Here is an 18370-nt window from a genome sequence, read left to right as displayed (position 1 = left end):
TGACTCCCAAAATTTTACCCCAGGCGAAAATGCAAAATGCCCCACTGCATGTACCCTTTTTCGTAATACTCGATCCAGGGTTCAATGCTTTTCAAGGTTTTATCGGCAAATTCGGTGGAAGTAATTCTGACTACCTCCTGATAGCGTACGCGCACTTCTTCCCCAAATCGTCGATAATGGGTAGGCACATGTTCAGAAAGGTCAATAAAGTGCAATTCCTCAAAACCCAATTCCTGGGCTGTCTGACTATAAAAGCGATAGGAACCCATATCCTTGATACCCAGACGGTCAAAGGCTGGTTGCAGTAGCCCTGGTGGACAAGTCTCCCTTTGCATGGGGTCAGTAAAAATCAACTCTCCCCCTGGCTGCAAAACCCTCTTAATTTCTTCAAAGACCTGAGTGCGATCGCTACTGTGTAAAATGGCATCCTGGGACCAGACAATATTAAAGGAATTGTCTGGATAGGGAATATCCTCAAAACTCCCCTGAGTTACCTCAACTAAGTGGGCTAAATTCTGCTCTTGGTTCAGTTGGCGGTTGCGTTGATTTTGCCGCTCGCTTAAATTGAGACAGCAGACAGAACAACCGTAGGTTTTGGCCAGATACCGCGCCGCCCCTCCATAACCAGCACCTAGATCGATGACTCGTGAATCGGGAGCTAGATTTTCCAGAGTTTGGGCAATTGTTTCCACCGTGCGCTTGGAGGCATCATGGATCGGTTCATCCGAACTCTTGTATATCCCATAAGTGATATGCTCACCACCCCAGAAAGTAGCATACAATCGGTCTGTTTCTGCACCATCATAATAGGTTTGCGCTGTTTTCACCGCTTCTGAATAAGTGGTATTCATACCGCTATCTCCTTGGGTTCTAACCTTAGAGAAAGTTGTGGAGATTTCCACCAGCGCTCGCCCTGTAATAAGGTGTGAACTTGCCAACTGGGTGAGGTTTGGGGATAATCCCTGCGGTAATGTCCGCCCCGACTTTCTGTGCGCAATGCTGCACTTTTGAGAATTAAATGGGCAATATCCAGGAGATTGAAGGTTTCTGCAGCCGTTCGCAATTGCTGCTCGGCTAATGGTGACTCAAATTTAACTGTTTGGTTGGGCTGTAAATCGAGCAAGTATTGACTCACCTCTAAGCCAGCCAATTCAGAGCGCCAGGAATTAACTTCAGCAAGGGCTGACTCCAAAACTTCCTGGGAGCGACAAATTCCTGCACTTTGCCACATCAGGGAGGGTAAACTTTGCCTTACTGATGCTATCTTCTCGATGTCCCTTGCCCAGTCACCTTTCTCTTTTATAAAGGGTAGGGATTCCTGCAGAACTGGATTAGGAGCTGTTTGAATTTCAGCTAATTGGGCGGCAAAAACCAAACATTCCAATAAGGAATTACTCGCTAAGCGATTGGCACCATGAACCCCCGTACTAGCTGTTTCACCAATGGCATATAGCCCCGGAATCGAGGTGCAACTGCTCAGATCGCAAGCCACTCCTCCCATCCAGTAATGGGCAGCAGGTGCAACGGGAATGGGTTGTTTGAAGATATCAATGCCCCAATGTTGACATACGTTAATAATATTGGGGAAACGATAGCGAATTTGCTCTGGCTCAATGGGTTGCAAGTCTAAATAAACATTCCCGTGGCTAGGATCGGCGGAGGTTTTTTCTAAGTGACTAAAAATTGCCCGACTTACCACATCTCTAGGAGCCAATTCCCCTGAAGGGTGGTAATTAAAAGCAAAGCGATCGCCTTTGTGATCTACTAAATGTGCCCCCTCTCCCCGGACAGCTTCTGTAATCAAAAATCGAGGTGCCCCTGGTTTGGTTAAAGCTGTGGGATGAAATTGGAAAAACTCCAAATCTCTAACAATTGCCCCAGCCCGCCAAGCCAGTGCTACTCCATCTCCTGTACTTACGGCTGGGTTAGTGGTCTGGGCAAACACTTGACCGCCACCACCTGTTGCTAGGATTACCGCAGAGGCTCTTAGCCAAGATATCTGACCTTGATGGAGGAGGCTAATCCCCTGACAATGACCAGTTGCTGGATTGAGCCATAAACTCAAAGCCACTGCGTGAGATAGCACCTGAATATTTGGACGCTCTAAAACTTTACCAGTCAGCGTATCCACAATTGCTCGACCGGTGGTGTCTGCGGAATGGAGGACGCGGGGACGAGAGTGGGCTGCCTCTAGGGTCATGGCTAGCTTTTTGCCTTTGCGGTCAAAGGCTACTCCCATCTTCACTAGAGAGTCAATGGCAGCAGAGGCATTTTCCACCAGATACGTTACCGCCTCGCGATCGCAAAGACCAACACCCGCTCGCTGGGTATCCTCTAGGTGAAGCTCTGGGGAATCAGATGGGTCAATAGCAGCAGCAATTCCTCCCTGAGCCCAGTTGCTAGAGCCTGTTTTCAGGGTGTCTTTGGTAATCAAACCTACCTGCAAATGAGCAGGTAGACAAAGGGCTGCATAAAGCCCAGCTGCACCACTGCCGACCACTATGATGTCAAATTGGGAGGGAGTATTGGCAGATCTGGAAGACTCGTCAGGGGATGATTTAAAATCTTGCACGATAGATCATATGTCACTAATTTTTGATTAATCCCTAAGCAGTTATTCGTTTTCACAAGACAAATTGCTTAATAAGTTATAAGCTCTAACTTATAACTTATACTTTTGTCAAGTAATTGTGTCAACCTGCTCAGGGGCACTACAGCACTACACTGATAACTCCAACATCCGTTGAATTGGTCGCAACGCCGCTACTCGGATATCTTCCGGCATAGTAATTTCTGGTGTTTTCTGCTTCATGGCTAGATACAGCTTCTCCAAAGTATTGAGCCGCATGTGAGGGCATTCGTTACAGGCACAATTGCTATCCATACCTGGAGCAGGTATGAAATTTTTCTGGGGTGCCCTCTTTTGCATTTGGTGAATAATTCCTGGCTCAGTAGCCACGATAAATTTTTCCGTTGAACTTTGCTGGATATACTTTAACAAACCTGTTGTGGAACCAATGTAACTGGCATGACGCAATAGAGGGGGTTCGCATTCTGGATGGGCAATAAACTCCGCTTCAGGATGCTGTATTTTCAGTTCCACGATCTTTTTCTCAGAAAAGGTTTCATGGACAATACAGCTCCCCTCCCACAGGACTAACTCCCGTCCGGTTTGCTCCATGACATAGCGACCTAAGTTCTTATCTGGGGCAAAAATAATCGGCTGGTCTTTCGGAATTTGGTTGACGATTTTAACTGAGTTAGAACTGGTGCAAATGATATCGCTCATCGCTTTAATGGCAGCGGAGCAATTAATGTAAGATACCACCAAATGGTCAGGATGGGCTGCTTTGAATGCCGCAAATTCTTGGGGAGGGCAACTGTCAGCTAGGGAGCAACCTGCGTTTAAATCGGGGAGTAGTACCAATTTATTGGGGTTAAGGATTTTGGCAGTTTCTGCCATAAAGTGAACCCCAGCAAAGACGATAACATCTGCATCTGTAGCCGCCGCTTGTTGAGAAAGACCTAGAGAATCGCCGAGATAGTCAGCAATATCTTGAATATCTGGTTCTTGGTAATAGTGAGCGAGAATAACTGCGTTTAATTCTTGTTTGAGGTCTTCAATCGCTTCAAAAAGGTCTTTGGGCGGATACTCCAACTCTAGGGTTGTTTTTGGGAGGACATTTGTAAACATCGTATTATTTACCTATTTCTGACTAGTTTACTAGTTTTTGAAGCTTTTCTTTCTTTAATAAATATTAAATCTGCGGTAGCCCACTGGGTGGTGTACTAGGAAAATTTCCTTAAGTTCTGCTATCTTTCTGCGGATCTTACCACTTAGAGACCTTTTATCGCTACCCGATTCATCACAAGATCTGCATCACTCCCGGTCTAGTTGTAATTTTGTACCCAGAACACAACAGTAAAAACCCTAGTATCCTAGTGCCAATGATCAAAATCCAATTTGGTTTTTAATTTGTTTGTTGATTTGATTTTGTTGATTTGATGATTATAACTATGAGCCGATTTCGCTCCCCGTGATATCCCCCCACTCTTCGATTCAGTAATTTTGGGGGAGGGTATTGACAAGTGTATAGTTTTACTATTACAACTTTTATGATCGGAAAACTTACTTATGGGCTATGTTAATTTTTATTAAAAAAAACAGCCAAATTAGATTATAAATAAAATTAAAGGGGTAAGATTTTTAATTCAGCCGAATTAGGGAAGGTTAATCAAGTGAATCTCAAACTGAACAACTAACTGGCTTCATGAAAAGACTGAAAATAAAAGACAACCTAGGCTCGGAATATTGATAGTTGATTGCTATGTTTATAGATAGCCTAACCAAAACCAACCAAACGTTTTAGTTTATCACTATCGAAGGTAACCCAATGGATTGCTTCGACTTATACAACCCTGTTAAAGTTCTATTTGGTAAAGGTAAGATTGCAGCTATTGCTAATGAGATTACCACCGATGCCAGAGTTTTAATGACCTACGGTGGCGGCAGCATTAAAAAGAACGGGGTATATGAACAAGTCAAAGCTGCTCTTGCCAAACATACAGTTCTAGAATTCGGTGGTATCACCCCTAACCCTGAGCTGGAAATACTGTTAGATGCTGTCAAGTTTGCTCGCACTGAAGAGATAACTTACCTGTTAGCTGTCGGTGGCGGTTCTGTAATTGATGCTACCAAATTTATCGCAGTGGCGGTTCCGTTTGTTGGGGACTTGTGGGACATCTTAGTTGCCAATGCTCCATTAACAGCAGCACTGCCTTTGGGGACAGTACTAACCTTGCCAGCGACTGGTTCAGAAATGAACTCTTATTTTGTAGTAACTAGACGTTCCAGTCAAGAAAAACTCCAGAGGAGAAGCGAGTTAGTATTTCCCCGCTTTTCCGTACTAGACCCCACAGTAACTTTTTCCCTGCCACGACACCAAATCAGTAACGGGATAGTTGACTCCTTCACTCATACACTGGAACCATACCTCACTTGCTAGGTTACTTACTCGGTCAGAACCGCCCTTTGATTTAGGTTTGATGTGTTCGACCTCTAGTTGAGTATCAGTCACACCACAGTAAGCACATTTACGATTCCATTTGGAAAGTAGATATTCTCTAACTTCATATCCGTAGAGTGTGCCCTGCTGATACTCTGTTCCAGAAATTTCAGGGTTTTCCATCTTCTGAGTATCGAACCTAACTAATTCCTGAGAAATGCCAGTTATCGGACAAAATCGAGTAAGTTTTTTTACCCATGTGAGAATATTATGAACTCTCGACATTAGACCTCTCCAAAAAACAAACTTATGGTAAAATAAGATAAAATTAATCACTTTTATCAACCTCAAAAACCATGAGCTACACTTGGAACTACATCCAAAAAAATCCTAAACAAACAAAAAGATTGCTAGGAATAAATTATGAGCAACTCTCTCAACTGATAGAACAAGCTAAGTTATTACATCGTCAACATCAAGAAAAAATTGAAAATCAAAAAGTCCGGCTAATAAAGCCTGGGGGAGGTGCTGGACAAAAATTATCAATTGAAGACCAAATAGTCTTGACATTAATTTACTTACGACATCACATAAACTTTCAACTTCTCGGACTACAGTTCCAGGTGAGTGAATCTAAAGCAAACTCTACTTTTAACTACTGGCAATCTATTTTCAGGGAAGCTCTACCAGCTTCTTTGTTAGAACAAGTAAAAAAGTACGAAGAATCCGAGGATATAATTCAAGAAGCCTTAACTGAGTATGAGTTAATAGTAGATAGCGCAGAACAAGTCAGAGAAAGACCTTCAGACTATAATCAACAAAAATTATTCTATTCTGGCAAGAAGAAAAACCATACATTTAAAAATCAATTTATTGTTTTGCCAAAAGGGGAAGATATAGTGGATGTAGTGGTCGGTAAACCAGGCCCCAAAAGTGACATAAATATTTGTCGGGAAAGTTTAAAAAAATTTGATGATAAACAACGACTGAGTGGGGACAAAGCTTATCTAGGAGAAGAACAAATAAGAACTCCCCATAAAAAGCCAAGAAATGGTGAGTTAACCTCACAGCAAAAGAAATATAACAAGCTATTATCTTCAAACAGAATATTTGTAGAACATGTGATTAGGTTGGTAAAAATTTTTAAAATAGCGGGAGAAAGGTTTCGCCTAAATTCTAATAAATATTCTGGGGTGATTTTGACAATATGTGGTTTGGTAAGATTGAGAACAGGAGCCTTAGTATTACAAGTAACAAAAGCCTCGGAAATTGCTGAAACAATTGAGGTTGTCTATGCTCATAGTTTTAGTGCTAAATTAACATCAATAGCTTCTTAAGCTTATTATAGCGTTAATTCAACGTAAAATTGACTTGGTCAATTTGATCGCTGAAAAGCAGTGCCTGAGAAAGTTTCAAGTTTTTGGAGAGGTCTATTAGACTGGGAGCTAACCACCCATCAGGACGTTTACGGTTAAGAAACCGTGGCTGTCGATAACGAGTTTTGCGGTTTCTACGAGAACTTCTCAACTTTCTACGTGAGGTTAAACCATCTCGAATTTGAAGACCTCTGTGGGTTAGTTCCGCACCCCAAACAACCACCTTTTCTTGAACAATTGCTAAACCTGTTGTTTGAGAACCAGGGTCAAGTTTGATCTGATGATTATGTGTCACACATTCCAATTCCTCCAAATCGCATATGATGATTGTGAACGGGTATCTCCTAAAGACCTTAGCCCTTCCTTGTTTGAGCAAGATTCTAGCTCTAGCAGGCTGGCATGGGTCTAATGGTTTTTTGTTTTTATCAAGTACAAAAACTCGCATAATGTGAGTATTCTCCTATTGCTAGGGTAAAGTTCGCTGCGCCAATGTTATCAGTCGGTACTTTCGCGCGTTGCACTTCCTTAACCTGATAAAGATGTTTAACAATCCGGTTCTAGAGCTTGAAACTAGCGTCGCATTTCAAGGTAGGAACTTTAACTCTTGCTGATAACGTAGTCCCTGATGGGACTTGGGCTGGTCAGGTAATGATTCACAAGCCCCCGGATTTATCCGTGGGGTTTGCTACTCCCAGGCTCCTGACAGAGTTCAATGCTAAATAATGAGTTCGCCTTTTCAATAATATCATCAGCATTGCTGGACCGAGGGAACTGGCCACAGCTCCACTAGCAAAAAGAACCAATGAAAACACTGTGGAGGAAATAGAAATCGCCGCAATTACAGCGAGTAGTCCCACCACTAAGGTCATGAATTGCTCGTATTTCACGCCATATTTCCGGGACATCCTCCGATCCAACCCCGGAGAAATATCTCTAGCGATCGCACTGGAACAAACCAGAAGTTGGGAATCCGCTGTAGAGGCAATGACAGAAAAGACACCAGCCAACACAATACCGACTCATAATCCATCCACTGTTTCCCGTTGCTCCAGCACTCAGACCCACAAAGACTTTCCCAAAAGAGCGTGAGCCAAGTAAGTAGTCGGATTCTGTATTATCGGAAGATTTAGCAGCTAGAGCCCCAATCCACAAAAAAATTACTATAAACAATCCAAAACTGAAAATTGTAATACCTGATTCCATTAGTTTTTATCTAAGGTTTTTGAGGTTTAACTGCTCCGGTTTGCGAACTCCCAAGCTATGAATACCATGTATGAATACTATGGTATAAAACTGAAACAAATTCTCCCGGATGTCTGCCACTAAAAATTTTTATTCGCTTTTGGTAATGGGTAATGGTCGTCCAATTAAGGATTAGCCATGACGCCATAATCAGCTCTCTAATTTCTTTTATAGAAAGGGGATTAGAGAGCTTTAAAATTTCAAGGCGATACCGTTTCCTACAAGCTATTACACCGATCAGGAAAAAGTTTTTCCTATAGTATCATATTCGATTAAATACCGATAATTTCGGGGGGTTGCTTATACCAAGTTGTGTTCTTGCTATGTTAATCCCGTTGTTACTCGCGTTGGAAGAATAATATTATTGCAAAGCTTAGTGTTCAGTGCTTAGTGTTCAGTGTTGTGCAGGAAGCGTAAATTGACACTCCCCGCCCGCTTATGAGCGGGGATTCTTGGCTCTACGACTCGTCGTGGCTCTTTCAAACCGGAGTCAGAAAAAGTAGAGGACAAATCTCCCCAAGCGTTTAGATCATAGATCTAGGTTTCGGTGTGCCCCACCGTACCTTTTTTATATGAATAGACAGAGGTGCGACCCGTGGCGAATTAAATTCGCCAAGGTCAAGCGCACCTTTATACTTTTTTATCTAAGTTTTTCATAGACGTTGTAGTCGTTAGACCAAATTACGCAATACGTATCTCATACATATTTTTTACGTTGTCTACTTATGATTAGATAGTATTTATCTAGCTTTTTAGTTTATTGTAAGGGTTTTTATTATAACACGCTCTGTGAAAACTGTCAAGTTTTAGCTGAAAAAGAAAGCCGTCCTATAAGGACGGGGCGCGATTACCCAATTTTTTCGGTAAAACGTACTTCCCACTCCAGGCTCAGACTCTACCCCAATCTGTCCCCCGTGATTTTCCACAATCTTCTTGCAGGTGGCTAGACCAATACCAGTGCCAGGATAGTCTACGGGCTTTACTGAAACCTTGACTTGGGGGGATTTCCCTGGTGCTTGAAATTTAATGGCATTGCTGATCAGATTTTGAAAGAGAACAACTTCTAGCTGCTGCGCGAGTATCAAATGAGCGATTGGCAATTGGCTCATCAACCAGAGTCCATAATCTTTCTGCTGGTTGCAATTCCGGTGAGTGAGAAGGTAAAAATATTAAATGCAATCCCTCTGGTAATTCTACCCCCTTACTGGTATGCCATCCAGGGTAAGCGCAAGAAAAACGAACTCATAATATGCTAGGGGAACCGATGTCACAATCAAGGTATCCAATGGTCATTGGCTTCGATCAACCCACTAAAACCACCGCAACTTGGATTCAGTTGTCTCTATTCGACCAGTGCGGGACTTATCGCTCCCCCAAACCCCCTCATCAGTTAACTTGCACTGCCCTAAGCAACTGATTTATTGTTGACGGTTAACGGTTAATGGTTGAGGGTTAACACTCAACCCTCAGAATCTTTCTAGGTGGTGAGATCCCCTTCAACTCAACCCAGTTAGATACATAGAAAACCTGTTGTAGTTTTTTGAGATAAGTGGTATAAAGCGCTACAGAAAAAAAAACGGGGTGTAATCAGGAGTGATGGCTCAGTCAGTTGTGGTTGACTGGTGCAGACGCGATCGCTCCTGTTTTCTTTTGTTATAGGAATTACACAGTTGACTTGGTTTTGCCTACCTAACCCCCTTCCTCTGCCTGAGCAACCCCAGTTTGCGGAGATCCAGTATGGGTAGTGAGCAATGCGCTAGAGTAGGATAGATAGGGTAATTGAGATTAATTAACGGCGTAAGTCAGCCGACAGAAGGATGAGCTCTTGGCGCGATCGCTTAAATAAATTTGGTGGCAAAACTAGATTTGTAGTTTTTCGTTTGTTTGTACACTTAGCTGGTTCAGAAGTAACACCCTTGTTGGGGGTACTCAATCGTGCGGCACGGGAAGCCGTTGAATCAGATGGGGATTTGAAGGTATTAGGGGAAGAACTGGTAGCAATTTGTCAAAACCTCCTACAGCTGCAGATCTACTGGCAATCCGCAGCGAATGAAGGGGATGTCTTCTGGAAAGAAGGAGAAGCTGGGGACTACGTTAATGAACTGTTTACTGACTCAGCTGGGCGCTATCTGTCTGAACCAGATTTCACTACACCCTTAGGTGAAAACGAACCTTTATCCCTACCTGTGACCCAAAACGTAATTGTTATGATCACAGTAGCTTACGAAGGGGAAGTTCCTGAACTAGAAACTAACCTAGCTAGTGTTGAGTACCTCGAAGCAGGTCTAAAGGCATTGATTAATCTCCACTATCAGGAAAGTTTGCAAGCTATTCAGGTTCACTTCTCTCCAGCACAGTTGGGTGATGAACTGACTGATGAGCAAATTTTACTCAATTTCCCGGAACTGGTTCCCCTGTAATCATAAGTAAATTAAATAAATATAGATAGTGTTATAGTTGTCACTATCAGTAAATCAGGTGATGGGGTGATGGGGTGATGGCCAAGACGAACGAAACATCATCCCCAAGTTTTCGTCTTGCAAAGAACGCTAGCCCATAGCAAAGCGCGATTAGACAATAATGATTTAACAGAACAATAGTGATTTAAGAAAACTTTTTTTAACTATATGTTACGTACAATTGCGATTTTTTGTTCTATCTCTAACCCTATGTTGGACTACAGTAGGGTGTGGTTCTCCTAACTCAAGCCAAGTGTCGCTGAATCGGGGTGGCAATACTTCCTTTACTCCGACTCGGTTGAGTGATGGGAAATATCCCGTACAACAGGCAACCTACGATGATGTTAATGGGGTATATACCCTAATGGTGCTCAATACTCCTGCGGGTAGTCCACCAGTGTTTCGGAGCAGGGATTTGCAGATGGCACGTCTGACTGATGAGCAGGTTGCTGCTGGGGAAAATACGTATCTGAGTATTGATGACAATCAGCCGGTGATGTACCTGACTGAAGACTTCCGGATTGAATATGTCCACAATGTCACTGAGACTAGACCTAATCCTCAAAGTGGTCAACAAGAAACAGTAATCGTGCGTCAGCAATCCAGTTTCTGGGCTCCGTTTGCTGGTGCTTTGGCTGGTCAAGCTATCGGTAGTATGCTATTTCGACCTCAATACTATGTTCCACCAGTTTATCAACCGGGAGGAGTTTTAACTGGTTATGGTGGGTATGGTAACAGCTATAGTCAAGCAGTGAAGCGATATGAAACAAGGTACAAAGCACCGCCACCTGTGGTTAAAAATACTCGCTCTTTCCGCACGACTGGTAGCTTAAGAAAATCTCCTGCAGCTAATCAAGCAACTACTCGTAAAGCCTCACCCAACGCTAATCGCTCCACAGGAAAGGGTTTCGGCTCAAGTCAGTTACGCACCTCTAGTCCATCGAGTACTAAGAAAGCCAAACCCAGAAGCAGTGGTTTTGGCAGCACGAAGCGGACGCGTTCTGGCTTTGGTAGTAGTCGTGGTGGTAGTCGTTCCTTCAGACGCCGCCGCTAGTTTTTAACGCCCCTTAAAAACCTAAAAGAAGCTTCTTTTGACTTTAGAAGCTTCTTTTTTTGCTGCACTATCAGGCTAGTTTGCCACTGACTAATATAACTGGGGTGCTAGGATTCGAACCTAGGAATGGCGGGACCAAAACCCGCTGCCTTACCGCTTGGCTACACCCCATTGATTCCACTTCTAAGATGATAACAGATTTGACTGGGAATATGTCAAGTTATTTTTTTTGTTATTTTTCCTTTGGCTTAAAGGGTGATGGGGTGATGGGTTGATGGTTACCGGCCGGAAGGAAGACAAAGAGATATTAATGGCATGAGCTATCTTGTCTTTGTCCCCCCTCTTCCTCTTTAACTTAGATTCAGGCCGGATAAATCCGTAAACGTCGATTGGGTTCATCGCCAAAGCTAGAAGACTTGAGGCGATAGTGTTCAACTAACTCGTGTTGCATCTTCCGCACTTTAGGCGATCGCGGCAACAATTCTACGGGTTGGCCTTTGGGAATCACAATTTGCTCAACTGCTAAACGGGCTTCTTCTAGAGCCTCGATTTCATCCTCGCTACCGTTTTGGGCAAATAACTCCAAATCAGCAGCATCGGGAATTGTGGGGTCATCCATGTGCAACAGACGCCTTAATGCCCGAGTAATCTGGGGTATGGAGCTAGCTTTGATGGCGTGAATCGGGATCTGACGAGATTTAGCAATGGACTTGAGCTTGGAGTGGCTTTTGACATGCGATCGCAATCCTAAAACCACATCAGCAGTATCCATGTTTTTTGTCAAGACCACAGGCAAATTTAGGATTTGGATCACTTGCTCGATTTGATGACGACTAATGCCGTAAGGATAGACCTGTAGTGGCAAATCCTCACCATTTGGTCCTAACATCTGCATCCCTTGACCCAAGAGCTCTTGCTGTGACCAAGATTCAGCCAGCAGCTGTTCAAACATGCTATTTTCTCGAGCTGGCTCTGGTTCTTGAAGGGATAGGGGCTTCATCTGTCCAGATGAACGCCAACCTTTTGGTTGGCTAGGAGTCGTTAGGGTAAGGTGACCCCTGCTCCGACCATTTAGGGGAGTGGCAACTGGAGCGCTAGGTAATTCTCGGGTAATGGTGACCTTCCCATTTTCATCTTCTGTCCTGACTGGGGGATTTGGTTGACGTCCCCTGAGCAAATTATCAACCGTGTCCGCAACACTTTCATGTACTACCCAACGCTTACGCTCTAGCATTTCTACAGCGATTTCAAAGGTTGGGGGGGCTTTGCGCTCCAAAACGGTTTTCTGAGAGCCTCGCCGTCTGGCTTCGTCATCGCCTAGGGTGACAGCCTGGATACCGCCTACTAAATCGGAAAGGGTGGGATTTTTAATCAAGTTTTCAATCCGATTGCCGTGAGCAGTTCCCACCAGCATCACCCCCCGTTCCGCAATGGTACGAGCGGCCTGAGCTTCTAGTTCTGTGCCAATTTCATCGATAACGATCACCTCTGGCATATGGTTTTCCACCGCCTCAATCATCACCTGATGCTGATGTTCTGGGCTAGCCACCTGCATCCGTCGGGCTCGACCAATAGCTGGGTGGGGAATATCGCCATCTCCAGCAATTTCATTAGAGGTGTCGATAATCACGACCCGTTTGTCTAATTCGTCTGCCAGAACTCGGGCAATTTCCCGTAAAGCAGTGGTTTTGCCTACACCAGGACGCCCGAGCATCAAAATTGACTTACCAGTTTCCACCAAGTCACGAATCATGCCGATGGTACCAAAGACCGCTCGACCAACACGACAGGTTAAGCCAATAATTTCCCCTGGACGGTTCCGAATCGCACTAATGCGGTGCAAGGTGCCCTCAATTCCGGCTCGGTTATCACCGCTAAAGGATCCCACTCGCTCAACACAGTGATTGATTTGTTCGATAGTAACTGGTTGATCAGAAAGGTACTCTGCCCGATCACGAAAGCGCACTTCTGGGAAGCGACCGAGATCCATAATCACTTCGATCAAACTGTCCCTTTCAGCATGTTGCTCCAATAATGAGCGAATTTCGGCTGGCAAAATGTCTAGTAATTTTGGCAGGTCATCTGTAATTTGTTGACAGTTTGAAATCCTCTGAGTTTTGTCCACTGTGTCTTGGTGTTCCTTGGTAGGTAGAGTGCCACAATCTAGTTGAAGATTGTCACTTACCTCTGAGGATTGAGCCCTTACGGTCATCGCCTCAACCAAGTTATTTTCATAAACCACTGGTGATTCTTGATTGAATGACACTTGTTGATCTGAAAACTTGCTTAGTGGAAAATTCACCATTTGTTTTGCTCAAATAAAGCGATTTCTGCTGTTACGTTTTGCCCTATTTAAATTGCGGTTATTGGTCAGATCTTGGATTTAATTCATGTCTAATTTAACTCCTAATACTTGACGATTTTTATCCCAATTTAATCGAACATTCTTTCTCGATTAAAGTCAAGAAAATTAGATACTCTTGGGGATTTTTTTGACTGATTTGAGTTGAGCAACCAGGGCATGGGCAGTTGCCACAGCCTGCCAGAGCAGATCTGGTACATCCTCAAGGTTTCTAGAGGAGGGATTAGGAACGAATCCCTGGTGGTGATCAACGTCTTTGTCATAGTCTTGTTCTAATTTTTCTACAATCGGTGAGAGTAGAACTCGGGCGTAGCTACCGTAAGCCACACCGGCAATGTAGGATAGGTTATTTGGTTGTTCGCCCTTGGGGTTCGAGTAGGGTAGGTTATTTGGTTGTTCGCGTAGCGTGGCCGAAAGGCCAAGGTTGTTGTAAGAACGTTCAACCGGCAACCTGCCAACTTTCAACAATTCTTTAGAACCTTCAACGGGCAACCTACCAACTTGGCGGTTCAACAGCTTAGCTGCTCTTAGTTTGCTGACGGTGTGGTTATTGGTACCACCAGCTAACTGTACGTATCCTGGTAATCCAGCAGCGATGACTTTCTCAGCGAGTTTGATAGCAGCATGAGTTGTGCCCATGCCTATATCCCCACTCATAGGACGTCCATCGGTTTGCCAGATTAGAGGACAGGGTAAAGGCTGGATTAGTTGGTAGATTTCTTTTAGGTAGTCAATCAAATCTTTACCATCTGGGCAGCTAATGGCTAGGAGTTTGAGTTGAGCGCACCAGGGTGCGATCGCATGCCAGAGTCTTTTAAAATCTGGTAAATTCCCGACTTTGGTGTGAATTTCTATAGCATCAACGCCATTGCTTAGAATCAGGGGTGCGATCGCAAAAGGAGCTGATACGTATGACCGAGTAGTGATCAGCTGATGGGGGCAAACTGGCAGACAACGACCACAGCCATAACAGCGTTGGTCGAGCACACCAGAGTAAGCTTCACTGCCATTCTGGAAAGTAATTGCTTGTGCTGGGCAAATCTTTTCACAGGGACGAGGGCAGTCCCCTGGACACAAATCCGAGTCAAATTCGGCTTTCCGGAAATGGGGGTCTTCCCCATCATTCAAGCTCACCATCAGCCATGGTCTGCCAAGGAAGCCAAACCCTCGCTGTTTGGCTTCTTTTCCCATGGTGCTGGCGACTTGTAAGGCATCTTTCGCCGCCGAAATGACCGCCGGGTCAGCTGCCACATCAATACAATCGGCACCGGCGAGGGTGTAAGCCAAGGTTAGGCTTCTAACAGCAGGGAGGTGTTGAAAACTGGCTCCGCAAATGAGCTTGAACCAATGACCCTCCCTTAAGGAATGTAAGGGATAGTAAAGTTCAGTCACTCTTATATGCTAAATCTTTAAGCCGAAAATGGGGAGACTAATTTTACAATTCGAGTAATGAAAAAGGTTTTTTTTGAGGCGCTTACAAACCTTTCCGGGGGGGAAACTCCCTCAATTTTTTTCAAAAAATGCAGATTTAGGGTAGTTGGTTTTCTTCTTACACTAAATGTAGCGGTTGATTTTTTACAGCTGATCTCAATAAAATAATGGTGTCAATTAATTCAAAATTCTTTTGATTACAAGCCATCCCACGTGATAGTTAGTCGTGGGATGGAGTTTAAGCATTGGGAATCTTGGCGCTTATTTGGTTAATCAATAATCGCGTTCAGCAGGACCTCGGCTAAGGTCATATTCTCCATGTCTTCTAGAGTGACTGTATCCACGATGTCAAATTGAGCCCCAGCCCCTTGAAGGTCATCATCAAGTGCTTTAAGAAACCGAGTTGCCATGGCATCATTACCCACTTGGATCAGTGAAATGCCTAGTTCTTCATCCTTGTCTATTTGCCGAGATGCTTCAATGATCACTCGCATTACAGCTTTGCGGTCATCTGGCTCACCATCGGTTATCACCAAGAAGGTTTCCCCATTCGGTTTAGTTTGCCCAGCCGCTTTGCGCTTAAAGTAGTCATCGGTGGCATCCTTTAGCACACCAGCGAGATCGGTGCGACCCATGGGATCATTTTCTTGGAAAATTTGTTCTACTTTATCTGAGGTAACATTATCGTACCGTCTAAAGCGACTAGAAAACAGGTAAACCGTAATCCCATCTGGATCGAGCTGTTCACATTTTCTGGCCACTGCTAAGGTAGACTCTTGGGCAATCTGCCATCGACTTTTGCTCCTATCTTGGTAGTCTGGGCTAGACATACTGCCGCTTTTGTCGATGATTAACGTATAGTCACGGTCTTCCACGAGTGAACCTCCCACGAAAAAATTTCCTCCTTACCTTTAATTGCCACGATTTCTTAATCTAGCTTAGCTAATATTCCCACAGCTCATCTGAGTGTTTTTGCCCTAAGATTCTTGCCAGGAGTTTATGATGCCAATATCTAATTATTATTAGAACTATCCTTTAATAGCAGCACCATAGGCTTGATAACCATGAGACCTTAAGGTAGATGTATTCCCTTGACTATTTTATCTATTTACTATTCTAAACTTAGATATTAACAAATAGGGGGAGCGTGAGGGGGACGGAATTCCGCACCTTAACAGGGCAAACGCCTCTAAATTTTATTGACAAATTTTCTATTTTGTGATAATGGTGCATCTCACTTTTGCAATTAAACAAAAATTCTAATAAAATTCCCAAACTGCCTACACTACCCACCCTCCCTAAAATCCCCACGCTTCCGACACTTCCGGCACTTCCCTTGTTTTTTACAAAGATGAGATGCACCCTGTGATATAATAAATCCCGCAGCGAATTCATATTGTCAATAAACCCTGGCTTATAGTGCCGCCAAGTTGTGCTTGTTGAGAATGGATTTGTCACATATAGTGTTTTGTGGATTTAGCAAACACTATATATATCAAGTGTTCAGAAAATTAGATGCTTTCGTTTACCCTGCACTAAACGCCGGTTAAGTTGAGCACCAAATATGAGATAGTGATTTCATGACTAATTTTTAGCTGTCCGGCAAAAGAAGCCCCACATCCTAATGCGCAGCATAGGTGTGGGATGAATTTTGCACAGGGTATGCACGGAATGGGGAAACTAGCTATTAAGCTTGTGATCAATTCCGATTGAGTCATTCCTCTGAGTTCTGCTTCCTGTAGTAACTGTCTTTTTTCAAAATCGGTAAGCCTGATAATCAACTTTTTATTTGTAATTTTGACTTGTTATATGTATATACGTTTGTTATCATTATAGTAGGTCGATAAATAGGAGGCAAGTGATGAGGATAGCATATCAATACCGATTAAAACCAACCAAAGAGCAAAAAGCCACAATAGACAATTGGTTATCTATGCTTTGTTGTCAGTACAATTACCTTTTGGCTGATAGATTTAATTGGTATGAGCAAAATCGCTGTTCTATTAATGCCTGCCCCCTTGTTTGTTACCTTCCAGAATTAAGAGAAAATCCAGATTATTACAGTCAGAAGAAAAGCTTGCCAAACCTCAAAAAGACTCATCCTTGGTATAAAAACATGCATTCTCAGGTGCTTCAGGATGTGGTTAAAAGGGTGAAATTGGCTTTTGACAGGTTTATTAAAGGAGATAGTAACGGAAAACGTAGTGGAAGACCCAGATTCAAGAAGCGTCACCGGTACCGTACGTTCACTTACCCCCAAATGAAAGAAGGATGCTTGGAGGGTAACTTGATTAACCTGCCAAAATTAGGACAAATCAAGATTGTATTGCATCGTTCTATTCCTAATGGATTCAAGATTAAGACAGCTTCAATCACTAAAAAGTGTGATGGCTATTACTTGGTCTTGTCTCTAGAAGACAAGACCGTTCCCGAAGTGAAACCTGATATTAACCCTGATTTAATAGTTGGCATTGATGTTGGCCTAAAAGAATTCTTGACTACTTCTGAAGGGGAAACTATTGGCATTCCCCAGTATTACCGAAAGTGTCAAAAAAGATTAAAGGTTATCCAGAAGCGGATATCTCGACGGAAGAAGGGTAGTAACAATAGACTCAAGGCTATTAAGCAACTTGGTAGGCAGCACAAAAAAGTAGCTGATCAGCGAAAAGACTTTCATTTCAAGACAGCAAATTACTTGTTGTCCAAATATGATGTAGTAGCCCATGAAAAGCTAAATGTTAAGGGATTAGCTAAATCCCGATTGGCTAAATCTGTGTTAGATGCCGGGTGGTCACGCTTTCTGACAATTCTTTCAAGCAAAGCCTTAAATGCTGGCTTGTTGGCAGTTGCAGTAAGTCCCAAAAATACTTCGCAGAATTGCTCCAATTGTGGAAAAAAAGTTCCTAAAAAACTGCATGTTCGCTGGCATGATTGCCCTCATTGCGGATGCAGTCTTGACCGGGATCATAATGCGGCAATAAATATAAGAAATAGAGCGGCAGGGCAGTCCGTTCTTAAAGCCCAGCGCCTCCTAAGGGATGCCCGGATTGGCTGGGAAGCCTACACCGAACCTGAAAGGTCGGTGTAGGAGCTGTCACGAACGTCTTAAGTTGTCTGACAAATGACAAACGGCGTCTTGATGAAGTCGCTTATGGTTTTGGGTCTTTGTGCGGAACTTGTTTCGACACCCAGCCCGTCCATGGCAACAGCGCCAGTTGCTGATGGGGGTTCTCACGGGGCAAACAGCGGTGCTTGCATGTGACCCACGCAGCAACCTTAACCATAAACAACTATATCAAGACAATGAAACGCGCTTCGTGCCGCTATGGACAATAACTATAAGTTAATAATTTTGGTTCTTCAGTACCTACTATGCTAAATTTCTAGTTAAAAACCCCCGAAAAGCTTACTGTGTAATGGTTATGAGGCTATTTAACAAT

Annotated in this window: 14 protein-coding genes, 1 tRNA gene and 4 pseudogenes; 6 read left to right on the top strand and 13 right to left on the bottom strand. The window is 43.5% G+C overall.

Annotation, left to right across the window (positions count from 1 at the left end; translation table 11 throughout):
* Positions 1-14 precede the first annotated feature (14 nt).
* The 3 genes from LYNGBM3L_RS31045 to nadA form a co-directional block, all read right to left on the bottom strand.
* Entirely contained in the window at positions 15-851 is an 837-nt protein-coding gene (locus LYNGBM3L_RS31045) for an SAM-dependent methyltransferase (protein WP_008190760.1), read from the bottom strand.
* Positions 848-2572, bottom strand: a complete 1725-nt coding sequence (gene nadB, locus LYNGBM3L_RS31040) for an L-aspartate oxidase (protein WP_008190757.1) — start codon at positions 2570-2572, stop codon at positions 848-850. Before nadB ends, LYNGBM3L_RS31045 begins: the two co-directional genes overlap by 4 nt.
* Positions 2573-2719: 147 nt before the next feature.
* The gene (gene nadA / locus LYNGBM3L_RS31035) at positions 2720-3694 is read right to left on the bottom strand and encodes a quinolinate synthase NadA (protein WP_008190756.1); all 975 of its coding nucleotides are present in this window, start codon (positions 3692-3694) and stop codon (positions 2720-2722) included.
* Between the two features lie 116 nt (positions 3695-3810).
* On the opposite strand from nadA, the gene LYNGBM3L_RS50040 reads away from it, so the two are divergent.
* Both LYNGBM3L_RS50040 and LYNGBM3L_RS31030 read left to right on the top strand, forming a co-directional pair.
* Entirely contained in the window at positions 3811-3975 is a 165-nt protein-coding gene (locus tag LYNGBM3L_RS50040) for a carbohydrate porin (protein ID WP_131827430.1), read from the top strand.
* A 419-nt stretch (positions 3976-4394) separates the two neighbouring features.
* Positions 4395-5000 (top strand): annotated as a pseudogene (locus LYNGBM3L_RS31030) (iron-containing alcohol dehydrogenase); the annotation flags it as partial.
* Between the two features lie 3 nt (positions 5001-5003).
* Here the strand turns inward: LYNGBM3L_RS31030 and LYNGBM3L_RS37510 are convergent.
* Positions 5004-5294 (bottom strand): annotated as a pseudogene (locus tag LYNGBM3L_RS37510) (RRXRR domain-containing protein); the annotation flags it as partial.
* 68 nt (positions 5295-5362) lie between these two features.
* On the opposite strand from LYNGBM3L_RS37510, the gene LYNGBM3L_RS31025 reads away from it, so the two are divergent.
* Entirely contained in the window at positions 5363-6343 is a 981-nt protein-coding gene (locus LYNGBM3L_RS31025) for a transposase family protein (RefSeq protein ID WP_008190751.1), read from the top strand.
* Between the two features lie 97 nt (positions 6344-6440).
* On the opposite strand, the pseudogene iscB reads toward LYNGBM3L_RS31025, so the two are convergent.
* The 5 genes and pseudogenes from iscB to LYNGBM3L_RS42250 form a co-directional block, all read right to left on the bottom strand.
* Positions 6441-6827, bottom strand: a pseudogene (gene iscB, locus LYNGBM3L_RS31020) (RNA-guided endonuclease IscB); the annotation flags it as partial.
* A 208-nt stretch (positions 6828-7035) separates the two neighbouring features.
* Positions 7036-7392: a sodium:solute symporter family transporter gene (locus LYNGBM3L_RS50035; protein WP_008190749.1), complete on the bottom strand. Its 357-nt coding sequence runs from the start codon at positions 7390-7392 to the stop codon at positions 7036-7038.
* Positions 7316-7585 carry a hypothetical protein gene (locus LYNGBM3L_RS42255; protein WP_044495541.1) on the bottom strand — a complete coding sequence of 90 codons (270 nt, stop codon included), beginning with the start codon at positions 7583-7585 and terminating at the stop codon, positions 7316-7318. Before LYNGBM3L_RS42255 ends, LYNGBM3L_RS50035 begins: the two co-directional genes overlap by 77 nt.
* An 845-nt stretch (positions 7586-8430) precedes the next feature.
* Positions 8431-8733, bottom strand: coding sequence for an ATP-binding protein (locus LYNGBM3L_RS49590; protein ID WP_044495539.1), 303 nt, complete (start codon positions 8731-8733; stop codon positions 8431-8433).
* Positions 8648-8842 (bottom strand): annotated as a pseudogene (locus tag LYNGBM3L_RS42250) (transposase); the annotation flags it as partial. The pseudogene LYNGBM3L_RS42250 and the gene LYNGBM3L_RS49590, both read right to left, overlap by 86 nt.
* Before the next feature lie 599 nt (positions 8843-9441).
* Between LYNGBM3L_RS42250 and LYNGBM3L_RS31000 the strand changes: the two are divergent.
* Together LYNGBM3L_RS31000 and LYNGBM3L_RS30995 are read left to right on the top strand one after the other, a co-directional pair.
* On the top strand, positions 9442-10044 hold the full coding sequence (locus LYNGBM3L_RS31000) for a DUF1517 domain-containing protein (protein WP_008190740.1): 603 nt from the start codon (positions 9442-9444) through the stop codon (positions 10042-10044).
* Positions 10045-10264: 220 nt separating this feature from the next.
* Positions 10265-11137 carry a hypothetical protein gene (locus tag LYNGBM3L_RS30995; RefSeq protein WP_131827215.1) on the top strand — a complete coding sequence of 291 codons (873 nt, stop codon included), beginning with the start codon at positions 10265-10267 and terminating at the stop codon, positions 11135-11137.
* Positions 11138-11236: 99 nt separating this feature from the next.
* On the opposite strand, the gene LYNGBM3L_RS30990 is transcribed toward LYNGBM3L_RS30995, so the two are convergent.
* The 4 genes from LYNGBM3L_RS30990 to LYNGBM3L_RS30975 form a co-directional block, all read right to left on the bottom strand.
* A tRNA-Gln gene (locus LYNGBM3L_RS30990) sits at positions 11237-11308 on the bottom strand.
* A gap of 190 nt (positions 11309-11498) precedes the next feature.
* Positions 11499-13442: a R3H domain-containing nucleic acid-binding protein gene (locus tag LYNGBM3L_RS30985; protein ID WP_008190737.1), complete on the bottom strand. Its 1944-nt coding sequence runs from the start codon at positions 13440-13442 to the stop codon at positions 11499-11501.
* Between the two features lie 165 nt (positions 13443-13607).
* A complete protein-coding gene (gene ldpA, locus LYNGBM3L_RS30980; RefSeq protein WP_008190735.1) occupies positions 13608-14891 on the bottom strand; it encodes a circadian clock protein LdpA in 1284 nt (427 codons plus the stop codon).
* 308 nt (positions 14892-15199) lie between these two features.
* Positions 15200-15820: a vWA domain-containing protein gene (locus LYNGBM3L_RS30975; RefSeq protein ID WP_071986975.1), complete on the bottom strand. Its 621-nt coding sequence runs from the start codon at positions 15818-15820 to the stop codon at positions 15200-15202.
* 971 nt (positions 15821-16791) lie between these two features.
* Between LYNGBM3L_RS30975 and LYNGBM3L_RS30970 the strand changes: the two genes are divergently transcribed.
* Entirely contained in the window at positions 16792-18018 is a 1227-nt protein-coding gene (locus LYNGBM3L_RS30970; RefSeq protein WP_008190732.1) for an RNA-guided endonuclease InsQ/TnpB family protein, read from the top strand.
* Positions 18019-18370: the final 352 nt, after the last annotated feature.

Source organism: Moorena producens 3L (assembly GCF_000211815.1).
Taxonomy (GTDB): domain Bacteria; phylum Cyanobacteriota; class Cyanobacteriia; order Cyanobacteriales; family Coleofasciculaceae; genus Moorena; species Moorena producens.
This window is presented reverse-complemented; position numbering and strand designations above follow the sequence as displayed.